Annotated in this window: 7 protein-coding genes; 5 read left to right on the top strand and 2 right to left on the bottom strand. The window is 40.0% G+C overall.

Going from position 1 to position 11764, the window contains the following annotated elements; genetic code table 11:
* Positions 1-228 precede the first annotated feature (228 nt).
* Together CWC28_RS20900 and CWC28_RS20895 are read left to right on the top strand one after the other, a co-directional pair.
* Positions 229-1122 (top strand): cation diffusion facilitator family transporter, encoded by an 894-nt coding sequence (locus tag CWC28_RS20900; RefSeq protein ID WP_063701154.1) that lies wholly within the window; start codon positions 229-231, stop codon positions 1120-1122.
* 336 nt (positions 1123-1458) lie between these two features.
* Positions 1459-3972: a response regulator gene (locus CWC28_RS20895; protein ID WP_249324989.1), complete on the top strand. Its 2514-nt coding sequence runs from the start codon at positions 1459-1461 to the stop codon at positions 3970-3972.
* Here CWC28_RS20895 and CWC28_RS20890 read toward each other — a convergent pair.
* The gene (locus CWC28_RS20890) at positions 3947-8398 is read right to left on the bottom strand and encodes an EAL domain-containing protein (RefSeq protein ID WP_082873989.1); all 4452 of its coding nucleotides are present in this window, start codon (positions 8396-8398) and stop codon (positions 3947-3949) included. The two genes, CWC28_RS20895 and CWC28_RS20890, sit on opposite strands and share 26 nt — an antisense overlap.
* A 253-nt stretch (positions 8399-8651) precedes the next feature.
* On the opposite strand from CWC28_RS20890, the gene CWC28_RS20885 reads away from it, so the two are divergent.
* From CWC28_RS20885 to CWC28_RS20875, 3 genes are all read left to right on the top strand, one after another.
* Complete coding sequence (locus CWC28_RS20885; protein WP_063701148.1) at positions 8652-9206, top strand: isochorismatase family protein; 555 nt, start codon at positions 8652-8654, stop codon at positions 9204-9206.
* Between the two features lie 76 nt (positions 9207-9282).
* On the top strand, positions 9283-10749 hold the full coding sequence (locus tag CWC28_RS20880; protein ID WP_063701146.1) for a methyl-accepting chemotaxis protein: 1467 nt from the start codon (positions 9283-9285) through the stop codon (positions 10747-10749).
* Positions 10733-11248: a DUF6436 domain-containing protein gene (locus tag CWC28_RS20875; RefSeq protein ID WP_063701144.1), complete on the top strand. Its 516-nt coding sequence runs from the start codon at positions 10733-10735 to the stop codon at positions 11246-11248. Before CWC28_RS20880 ends, CWC28_RS20875 begins: the two co-directional genes overlap by 17 nt.
* A 53-nt stretch (positions 11249-11301) precedes the next feature.
* On the opposite strand, the gene CWC28_RS20870 is transcribed toward CWC28_RS20875, so the two are convergent.
* The coding region (locus tag CWC28_RS20870) for a CHRD domain-containing protein (protein WP_138625713.1) at positions 11302-11764 on the bottom strand (463 nt) is incomplete at its 5' end.

Here is an 11764-nt window from a genome sequence, read left to right as displayed (position 1 = left end):
GTTTTCTTGCCTCAAAATAGATCACTTAATTAAGCGAATTGGTATTACAAGTGAGTGATTCAGTTTACTTATTTGCTGCTAATTCCTTTCTCATTTCTAACACATCACGCAAAAAACTTTCAAAAAGGGACAAATAACCAAGTTTTTAGTGCGTTTGCGCTCGCCACGTATTACAATTGAGACTTTATATCATTACCACTTTCCAGCGAATAGGTATTTCACTTCTTCATGACAGATATTACAACACACCAAGCATCTAGACGCCGCTTGTTGATTGCCTTAGCCATAACATGTTCGTTTATGGTGATACAGGTCATTGGCGCCTATTTTTCAAATTCGCTTGCTGTACTTGCTGATGCTGGGCATTTGTTTGTTCATAACAGTTCTTTATTTATTGCACTTATTGCCTCAAGCATGGCGATATATTTTGCAAAAAACTTTAATGATGGCTATCAGCGCGCAGAGCTTACGGGTGGTTTGATCAATGGTATTTTATATCTGAGCATTAGCTTAGTTATTTTGTATGAAGGAGGTGAGCGCTACCTTCATCATAGTGATGGTCATGACTTACAAATTAACAGCTATTTGATGTCGGTGATTTCGGCTATAGGCTTTTTATTTCATGGCGCAGCAGCTTGGGTTTTGTACAAAGGGCGTAAAGCAAGCATCAACGTGTATGCGGTGTTTTTACACTCGTTTTTTGATTTAATTTCAACGGTTTCAACTTTCTTTGCCGGTATTTTAATTCACCTAACTGGCTGGGCCGAAATCGATATTATTTCAAGTATGTTGATTGCCACCTTTGTCTTGTTTACTGGGGTTAAAGTGATCATTCGTTGCGTGAAAGGGTTACTCGAAAATAGCAGTAAATTACCGGATGTAGCTGATATTGAACAAAGTATCGCTTCGGTTGAGCATGTACAAAATGTACATAACGTGACTGTGATGCGCCAAGATAAAGACATTATTGTTGGTGCACACGTTGTGTTGAAGCAGCATTGCACCGTTGAAAAACATGATGAGGCGTGTCGATTAAAGGTCGAAAAACTACTGCTCTCGCGCTTTAATATTAAAAAAAGTGTGCTGCAAATTGAGAGTCATGAATGTCACCATGTTAATTAAAGTGGCAAATTGTTTAATTTTCTTTTAATTTAAAGGTATCACTATGAAGTTAGGATACCTTTTTTGCTTCAAAATAAGCCTTCATATTTCAACTTTTTAGCCGCGATACTGCTCGGTTGTATCGCGGGAGTTGTTAATCTGCTCCCTATTTGGTTTTTAGATAGCTCAGAATTTCTGCTTGGTCAGTTTTTTGTGATCCTAAGCTTGCTGCTACTTGGTTGGCGCTATGCAATTATCACTTTTATTATAAGTACGGGGTTTATTTTTTACCGCTGGGGGCATGCGTGGCCTTCCATTGTGTTTGCCTTAGAATTGATCTGCTTGCAGGTATTCTGCTTGTCAAAAGCGCGGCCAGTCTTTTTACGAGGGATGCTGTTTTGGTTTGTAATTGGTTTACCCTTACTGTGGAGTTTTGGCCATTTCTTTTTAGGTCTTCCAATCTTAACGATTGCCATTGCACTTGCTAAATACTGCTTAAATGCGGCAATTTACTTATCGGTTATTGATTTACTTAGTTTCTTTTTTAGTCGCTATTCGTGGCATAAACACTATTCGTCTTTATATAAAATTCTTAACTATGTAGTGACCTTACTGGTTGTGCTGGTGGTGATCTTAACCTCAATAGTGTTAACCAATAATCACTATGCGCGTATTGAGTATGAAATAAATGCACAGTTAAAAGAGAAAGCAAAAGAAATCGCTCGCACAATTGATAGCCACCTCGACCACCATAAAAAAGGGGTGGTACTCACGGCCAGAAGTATTGCCAATGGTGTTCCGCATCAAATTGCCCTTGAGAATATGGCAAAGTTGTATCCAGATTTTAGAACGCAAATCATTGTTGATGCCCTTGCCGATGTCACTCACTTTTATCCGCAATCGTTAGCGATTAGTTTGCAGCAATCAAAAATCCGCGCCAATGTGGCAGACCGTGACTACTTTATAAATGCGCCAAATAATGAGCTTGGTTATATTTCAACAATCTTTAAAGGAAGGGGTTTTGGCTCTTTACCCATCGTTGCGGTATCAGCACCGATTTATATTGAAGATACCTTTACTGGGGTTGTCGAAGGCTCACTGATGTTCGATTACTTTGCAGGGCTCAGACCAAGCCTTTTCAGTCATCAAGGTGAGTTATTGATTTTAGATGCGACCAATAAAGTGGTATTTAGCACGCTTGATGATTTTAAAGAGTTACAGCAATTAACAGATGAAGAAATTAACTCGTTTGCAGAGGAAGCTCGTTTTAAGATGTTTGACGCTGAGGATGAGCAGCAGTTTTATGCCAGAGAAGCCCGCTCAACCGAGCATAACTGGATAGTGATGACCATGCTTAACCGTAAACATGCTAACAATGTTGCGGTAAGTGCATGGGGTCAGTCTTTGGTGATGATATTATTCATTATTTTGTTAACCAGTGTGTTTATCACGCAGCTGAGCCGCTGGTTAATAGCCCCCATTGAAAAGTTAGCTGAACAAATCGACAAATTCGAACCTGAGCGGGCAATCACAGAGACCGACTTACCACAAACTTGGCTTGAAGTGAGCCGTTTGCAGTCGCAGTTTTCGAGCTTAGCAAATAAGCTGGCGCTTAATTTTAATCGCTTGCATCAAGTGAATCACGAAAACGAAGTGTTGAATAACAAACTGACCGATTTTAATGCCCAGCTCGAGAAGCAAGTTAATGATAAAACCAATGAGCTAGTCGAAGCCGTGCGCTTAGCGAACCAAGCGAACCGCACCAAATCACAATTTTTAGCGAATATGAGCCATGAAATCCGCACCCCGCTCAATGGTATTTTAGGCATGACTCAACTGCTATTAGACAACCCTAAACTACCCGAAACTGAACGTGATGAGCTGGCGATGATCCATCAAAGTGCCAATAATTTGCTATTGATCTTAAATGATATTTTAGATTTTTCTAAAATTGAAGCGGGTGCACTTAAGTTGGAAAATCGTGCCGTTGAGATTAAGGCCTTACTGCAACAGTTAGCAAAAGTATTTAGCAATACCAGTGTGAAAACAGGTGTCGAATTTAACTTAAGCATAGCAAACGATATACCTGAGTATATCCGTTTAGAGCCGCTAAGATTTAGCCAGGTAATCAATAACATTTTGAGTAATGCGGGTAAATTTACTGAGTCAGGTGAAATAAGCATGCATTGTCAAATGGTCGATGGCGCTCTTGAAATATCAATTCGTGATACAGGCATCGGTATTTCAGCCAATCAACAGGCCAAACTGTTTACAGAGTTTACCCAAGCCGATATATCGACTACCCGAAAATATGGTGGTACTGGGCTAGGATTGACCATTAGTAAGCGCATTATAGAGCTGATGGATGGGCAGCTTTCATTGGTGAGTCAAGAAGGTAAGGGGAGCGAGTTTACTGTTGCCATCCCTGTCACTGTGAGCGACGCAGAAGCAAGCGCCGAGCAAAGTACAGACAAACCAACACTTCATGGCATTAATGTATTGATTGTTGAAGATAACCCAGTCAATCAAATCGTGCTGCAAAAAATGATGCAAGACACCCAGTGTACGATTAAAAAGGCAAACGATGGCTTACAGGCACTTGAGCAGCTTAAAAGCTATGCGGCAGATATTATATTGATGGACTGCCAAATGCCTCACATGGACGGCTATCAGTGTACACAAGCAATTAAACAGAACCCTGCTCTGTATGGCGAAGCTGTCATTATTGCTATCACGGCGAACGCGTTTGAAGAAGATCAACAGCGCTGCCTTGTCGCGGGTATGGATGACTTTATCTCAAAACCGATTAATAAAGATGAGCTTTATCGCTGCTTAAATAAATGGTTTAAAGCGCGTTTAGACGATCGATAATTGCTTGAATCGTGCTCTCTGCAAGGAGTTCATCGGCCAACATGGGTTTTGCGAAGTAGTAACCTTGTAAGTCTTCGCAGCCCATCTCTGTTAAGAAGCTAATTTGCTCGTTGGTCTCAACCCCTTCAGCAATACAATATAAACCTAAGTTTGATGACAGCGCATGGATGGTTTTGATAATTGATTCATTACTTTTATCTTGGCCGATATTACGCACGAAGCTTTGGTCTATTTTGATCACATCGATCGGGAATTGGCTAAGGTAAGTCAGCGACGAATAACCCGTACCAAAGTCATCAAGTAATAGTTTGAAGCCGGCATTTTTAAGCTTTTGCAGCTGCTTAGAAGCTTTCTCTTTATCTTCTAATAGTGTGTTTTCTGTAATCTCAAGGCGTAGCTGAACAGGCTTTACCATGTGATTATTCAAAATAAGTAGTAAGCGCTCAGTTAAGTTCGATTTTAAAATATGCGTTGGCGACAGGTTTAATGATAAATAAAACTGTGGGTTAGCACGAAGCATTGGCAATAACTCAGTTAATGCTCTATCAAGGGCTTGCTCAGTCAATGCATCGATTAAACCAATTTCTTCGGCAATAGGAATAAACTCAGCCGGTGATACAAAACCTTGCTCGTTTTTCCAGCGCATTAAGAGCTCAACACCATTTATTTTTTTAGTTTTGGCATTAACAATCGGCTGATAGTTATTAAATAACTCATCATCTTTAAAGGCGTCTTTCAGGGCATTTTCAAGCAACAGCTTTTTGGTTAGCTGGTTGTTCATTTGCTCGGTGAAATATTTGAAATTATTACGGCCAGATTGCTTAGCATGCATCATGGCAATATCTGAATTTTTAATTAAATCGTCTGCTGTTTTAGCATCAAAAGGGTAAAGTGCAACCCCAACACTGGCTGAAATGTTAATCGAAAAATCGTCAATAATTACTTTGTTTGCCAGTTCTTCAGTAAGCTTTTTAACCAGCTCACTGAGTGTTTGCGGTGAGTGAAGGTCTTTTACAAGGACTAAAAACTCATCACCACTTTGACGACCAATCACCGCATTTTCGGGCAATATAAGGCTGACACGTTGCGTGATGTTACACAACAATTGGTCACCTACCGCATGTCCAAAAGAGTCGTTCACTGGCTTAAACTTATCTAAATCGATAAAGAGCAGGGCAGCGAGTTTATTGTACTTTTTAGCGTTATTTATACAGTTACTAATTTTTGTATGCATCAAAGAGCGATTTGGCAAGCCTGTTAGCGGGTCATAATTCGCTAAATAACGTAAATCGTCCTCAGCGCGTTTTTGCTCTGTTAAGTCTGAAATAACAATTACGTAATAGTTAATTGCTTGGCTTTCTTTTGCTACAGCCGTCACACTAATGTGAACTGGGTGTGCAGGGCTTTTTAGTGTGCGAATAACAGCCTCTGTTTTCCAGTTTTGTTTTGGTTTAAGTGTTTTAAGTACGTCGATATACTCAAGGAATTTGGCACGACCAATGGCACTTATAAAGTCGTATGTTGTGAGTTCAGCAATATTACTTGGTGTGGCGAATGCTTCACCAAAGCTGGCATTAGCTGAAAACGGTTTGAGTTGATTGTCTAAAATTAACAACCAGTCGTTAATTTGTCCAAATGCTTCACCGAGCACACTGGCTTGCTGAGCATTAGCGCGCTGCTCGGTAATATTGGTGTAAATACCCGTAACTCTTAATGGTCGATTTTTATCATCGTGTGCAACGCTGCGGCCAACATCTTCATACCAAAGCCACTCACCACTTTTATGTTTTAACCTATAAGTGATGTTCCACTGTTCGTTATTGGTTTGCTTGCAGAATAATTGCCACTGATTCGTTACATTATTGCGGTCGTGTGGGTGAACTAAGCTAACAAACTCTTTTAAGGTAATACCATCTTTGTACTCGGTATAACCAAGTTCAGCTGAAAACCGGGTGGTTCTTAAAAATTGTTCTGCTAGGTTAATCTCCCAAACACCACTTTTATTGGTGCTTAAAGCAAGCTCAGTTTGTTGTTGAGATTGGACAACCTCTTCATGGGCACGACGTATCACTTGTTGACGTGCACGATATTGCCAAAATATAAAAAACAAAATAGCTAATATAATAATGGCGTAGCTTGTTTTTGCAGCAGGGGATGACCAAGGTGCGTGGGCAACATTAAATCTCAACTGCCTCGTGGCAGAAACGGCATCACTTATCTCGGACGATGATGAAACCGATAACACATAATCGCCAGGTGGTAATTTAGTGAAAAAGACCTCATTGGTTGTTAGCTTGTCGTATTGCAGTGAAGTCGGCCCATCAAGGGTTACTCGATACGATGTTTTATCTTTATTAATGGTATCAAAATTCGAAAAGGTGACTGCTAAGCCCATATCTTCAGAAGTGATCTGTAGCGGAGTATTTACATACTTGTATGGGTGGTAGTTAAGCTCACGAGAAAGCAAAGATACATTGGTGATCTCGGTGTTTATGTTTCCCACTTCGACAGGCGACGATAAAAAATCTTCAGGTGAGAGCAAAAGTACGCCGCGGGTAGTACCAAACGCAAGTTGTCCGTTATGTAGGGTTGTGTCTGCATCAATATTAAATTCATTAACGGCTAGACCATCGCGAATGAAATAACTGTCGAGCTCTAAAGAACTTAAATCTACACGGTATAGGCCATTTTGAGTGCCTAACCATAAAAAACCAAAACGGTCTATTTGCAATGCAAATACAGATTTGGCTTTTAAGCCCGATTGTATATTAATGCGGTGTTTAACTTCATAGGTTTTAGCATCGATGCCAATGAGGCCTTCGTCAGCTGAACCAAGCCACAGGGTGTTGTTATAATCCATCACCCAGTCATCAATGGTAGTGAACGCTAATGGGTTATAGTTTTCTGTTTGGTATATCAGTGTTAACTTTTGAGTTTGCTCATTGTAGCGGAACAACTGGCCAGACATACTCAGAACGTATTCATCGGGGTAGTTAGGCAGTGGCTCTAAAAAAGCATGGGCATTAACAAGGTCTACTTGCTCTTTTAGTCCTTTAATTGTTGAAAGTTCACCGGTTTTGCCATTGTATTTATAAAAATTATTGTCATCTAAAAAGGCAAATTGATCATTGCCAATTGCTCTAAAGCCCCAGTTTGGGCCGTAACTTAAAAGGTGAATGGTTTCTGCATTGCCTTTTAAAGGCACTAGTTTGCCAGTTTGTTTATCAAAGAGGGCAAGGCCAATGTATTTCATCAACCATAAATAACGATCGCTATTATCTAGGTTGGCTTCGGTAATACCATAAATACCGTGCTGACCATGAAACGCTTTTTCGTCGTCACTCACTAAGTAGGGGGTGACTTCTTTAGTGAGTTGATTGTATTTCATCAAGCCATTATCAGTACCTATCCAAACCGTGTTGTTTTGATCTTGTAATACAGTCCAAACATTATTATTAAAGTGAGCTTGGTTGTTTTTTAATTCAATATGCTTAAAACGTCTTGCGAGAGTTGACCAGGTGAATACACCTTGTGAGCGGGATGCCAGCCAAAGCAGCCCTGTTTTATCAATCATTACATCTTGGATTGAATTGTCAGTCATCAAAAACTTACTTTGTTCAAAGTTTAAGATGAACTCAACCGACATGGTTTGACGATTAAACTCATATAAGCCTTTTTCTGTGACAATATATTCACCGAATGAGCTAACAGAGTAATCCCAAATATTTAAGTTAGGGATTAATAGCCTTACCTTATCAAATGCCAGTAAACGGTTAGCGTTAAAAGGGATATCAAACATACCTTCTACGGTGCCGACAAATAAGCCAAGCTGCGCATCAATCCTTAAAAATTTAACGTTTTTATTATCTTCGGTGATCTGGGCTTTATCCGTTAGCGGAATATGCGAGATATGATCATCAGCCAGATTTTTCGAAAAAAGCCCATTCGATGTACCTATATATAAAAAGTTGTCGTGCAAGGTCAGCGCTCGCACAATATGCTCTTCTTTATTAATAGAAAACTCATGCAAAAACTTTTTAGATTGTTTGTTGTATGAATAAACGTGTTGAGCAATAGCAAAGTAAAAAAAGTGGTCGTCTTCAGTGATTGCTAGAATAGGCGAGAAGAAAACATCTTCAGGGTCGAGTTTGCCCGAATAGATTTTTTCAACTTTGAGGGTTTTAGGATCAATAAAAAAAGCACCTGAGTATTCAGTGCTAACGAAAATGTTGCCATTTTCTGTTTTATGCAGCGCGGTAATTTGTCGCTGATCAAGTATGTACTCACCAGCAAAAGGTGCAACTTGATATCCATCGTATCGATTTAGGCCTTGATAGGTACCAATCCAAATAAAGCCTAAATCATCTTGCACGATTTTAGTTACACTGCCTTGTGTAAGGCCTTCATCAGTCGAAATACGCTGCATTTGCAAAGCATAGTTTTGTGCAAACGCAGAGGAAGTGAGCGTGAAAAAAAGCAAACTGAAAATCAAAAGAAAAAGTTTAGGCACTGACTGATTAACCCTAAATTATTATTTGCGCATAATTTTTAACAAAATATAGCACAATTATGACCGTAATTAATGGTTCTGAAAAGAAAAAATAGTAATAAGGTCTACTTGTTGCTGAAACTGAAACCTATGCTATAACTAGTTCAATTATCAGCAGTTTGAGAACGTGATGCGCCATTCATTTATAAGCCAAAAAAGTAATGCATTGTTATTGATTATTGACCTTCAGGCAGGGCTTGAACCGGTAATTAACGACTTTGGCTTAGCTGTTAATCAGACCGAAAAGTTAATAAAAGCAGCTAAAGCTTTAGATATTCCCTATTTATTTACCGAACAAAACCCAACCAAGTTAGGTAAAAGTAGTGAACAACTTCTACCCTTTATGAATAGCAATAACTGTTATCACAAAATGCATTTTAGCGCGTGCCAAGAGGCGCAATTTGACCGTCAATTGGCTGACTTTAACCGTCAGCAAATAGTAGTGACTGGTACAGAATCGCATGTGTGTGTTCTGCAAACCTGCTTAGACTTAATTGCCAATGGCTATCAGGTGTTTGTGGTTGAAGATGCCATTGCATCTCGTAACGAAAAACATAAAGAGTTGGCTGTTAAGCAGCTATTGGCAGCAGGTGCTATTATTAGCTGTACAGAAAGTGTGATATTTCAATGGCTAGAAAAAGCAGGGACAGAACAATTTAGAGCATTATTGCAATTAATAAAGTGAACCATGATGCGCATCAAACCGTATTAGCTCGATTAATTGTATTTTTGTAAATTATTTAATAATTAAGGCTTTATCTATGACGAGTGTGCGCCGCCTTTTTACTTATTTGTTCCTTTTATTATTTGTTGAATCTTTGGTTTTAGGCTTTATCTATTCGACCTTAATAACGGGTGTAATAACCGGCTTATTACTGCTGTCTTTACCGCTTTGGATGCTCAATCAATACCCAACGAGCAAATTAACCGCTCATGTTGTTGCTGCCGGTTGCATGATGTTTTCGTTTTTACACATCCAACAAAGCTACGGGCTTATTGAAGTTCATTTTGAAATATTTATATTAATGGCCGTATTGATCATGTTTGTTGAATGGCGCGTGTTTATTACTGCACTTGCTTTTGTGGCCGTACACCATTTGAGTTTTTACTTTTTACAGATAAACGAAGTAGGCTTATATGTTTTTGACCCAGACCGATTGTATTTTAGCACCGTACTTATTCATGCTGTGTACGCCATTGTTGAAGCAATTGTAGCGGGTTACATTGCTAAAACCCTTCATCGTGAACGTAGTTCTGGCTTATCGTTAAGCACAACGACAGAGCAAATAATGGCCGACGAAAACAGCATTAACATTAGTTTAAGAGCGGATGACAGAAACAGTGAAGCCGTAGCGGGTTTTAACCGCTTACTGGGTTTTGTATCGAGCGTGATAGGTGATGTTCAAAGCCAAAGTAGTGTTTTAAAAAACCAGTCTAAGCAATTACTTGAAGTACACGACGAATTACATGAGCAAGCACTTCATCGTGAGCAGTTATCTGCAGATATCGCGCAGTCAGGTGAACGAGTCGCCGAAGGCTTTGCTCATGTGGAACAAGAAAGTAATGAACTGCAAACACAATTTGAACAGCTCCATTTAAGTGCCACAGAGGCATTAAATGAGGTGGCGAATACAGACAGCAAAACAGCTGAGCTTGCTAATAATCTTCAAGAGGCTGATCAAAATATTAGCCAACTTGTAAGTGCATGTTCGCATATCTCAGAATTACTCAATGAAATTTCGTCAATTGCTGAGCAAACGAATTTACTTGCGTTAAACGCTGCAATTGAAGCTGCGCGTGCTGGTGAACAAGGTCGCGGTTTTGCGGTGGTAGCTGATGAAGTGAGAAACTTAGCAACGCGCAGTAAACACACTACAGATAAAATAACCAATACGCTTGAAAGCTTGATGCAAAACAGCGCCTCATCAACCAAGTCGATGCAAGGCAGTGTTGCGCTTATAGAGCAGTTGTCGGCGATTAGTTCGCAGATGAAGCTGCAAATTACCGAGATGACAGAGCAGGTGAATGTTGCCGCAAGCAGTTCACAATCGGTTGCAGATGTAGTGCAAAATCAAGCGGGCAATACACGTGCTATTGCCGAGAACTCACAAGCCTTAATTGCTAACCAAGCCAACGACAACTTGATGATTGAAAAACTCACCGATCGCGTGCAGTTAATTGATGTAAGTATCGATGTGCTGGAGCAAGGTATTGCTAAATTCAAATAGCAAATGGGTGATAGTAGCAACTCTGGTTTGGGTTGCCTCTGTAGTATTGGCCTTGGTGTTTGCTTATTCTCAACAAGCAAGCACCTTTGATCCAGATAAAAAGTTAGGCGCAGCTAATTGGCTGCCTACTTTTCAACAAAGTATGGAGCTTGGCATCAACAATGTCGATACCCTGTACATTATTGATGAAAACACCTGTGTATGCTCAGCACGCTCACAACCGCACATATCAAGCCTTAGCAGCTATGCTGCAGAACAAGGTGTTGAAGTGATAAAACTTAAACCAACATCTGCGGTTGCTGCAATATTACCCGCTCAACCTGCCGCAGTACTTGTTTCAGAAAATCAACAGCTTGTGTATGCAGGGCCATTATCAAAAGGACTCGCATGTTCAAGTCAGAATGGCTTTGTTGAGTTAGTAATTGCAAACTTACGTGCGGGTTTTAATAGCCAGTTTATTAACTCAGATGCTGAGGGATGTTATTGTGAGATTAATTGAACTAGGAAGGTAACGAAAAGAGGCCAAAAATATTGGCCTCTGACTTTATAAAATTATTGAATTTGGCCTCGTATCTCACCGCTTGGGTTTGCAGGCGTATGAATGTTTACATAATGACCGCCTGAAGCTAAAACTGAAAAGATATCGGCGTCTATCATTAATCCTGTGCTGCTCATCCAGCGATTCATATCATCACTGTCTTGTACAAGAGGAGCTAACACAGGGCCATTTTCACCGGCTACACCGGTATGAATGTGTGCAGCACTTGCATCGCTTACACCCGATGTTAATACTTGCAGCTCAACACTGTAATCATTGGTATTCACTAGCGCATAACCATCACCAGATGCATCCGTTGTAACTGCGGGCACTTCTTGTTCACCAGAAAGCGGGAAGGTGACAAACACATAGTTATCGGTAAGGATTTGACCGCGTAGTTCACCACTTGGGTTAGCTGGAGTATGCACATTAACGTAGTGACCACCTGATGCGAGTACTGCAAAAATATCTGCATTG

It is taken from the genome of Pseudoalteromonas sp. S4492 (genome assembly GCF_005886115.1).
GTDB lineage: Bacteria > Pseudomonadota > Gammaproteobacteria > Enterobacterales > Alteromonadaceae > Pseudoalteromonas > Pseudoalteromonas gelatinilytica.
Note: the sequence above shows the minus strand (reverse complement) of the source record. Positions and strands in the feature narration are given on the sequence as shown.

Bases quoted from the DNA above. Each gene is read 5' to 3' on its own strand.
- CWC28_RS20890 (WP_082873989.1), bottom strand. From the start codon at position 8,398: ATGCAGCGTATTTCGACTGATGAAGGCCTTACACAAGGCAGTGTAACT.
- CWC28_RS20900 (WP_063701154.1), top strand. From the start codon at position 229: ATGACAGATATTACAACACACCAAGCATCTAGACGCCGCTTGTTGATT.
- CWC28_RS20880 (WP_063701146.1), top strand. From the start codon at position 9,283: ATGACGAGTGTGCGCCGCCTTTTTACTTATTTGTTCCTTTTATTATTT.
- CWC28_RS20885 (WP_063701148.1), top strand. From the start codon at position 8,652: ATGCGCCATTCATTTATAAGCCAAAAAAGTAATGCATTGTTATTGATT.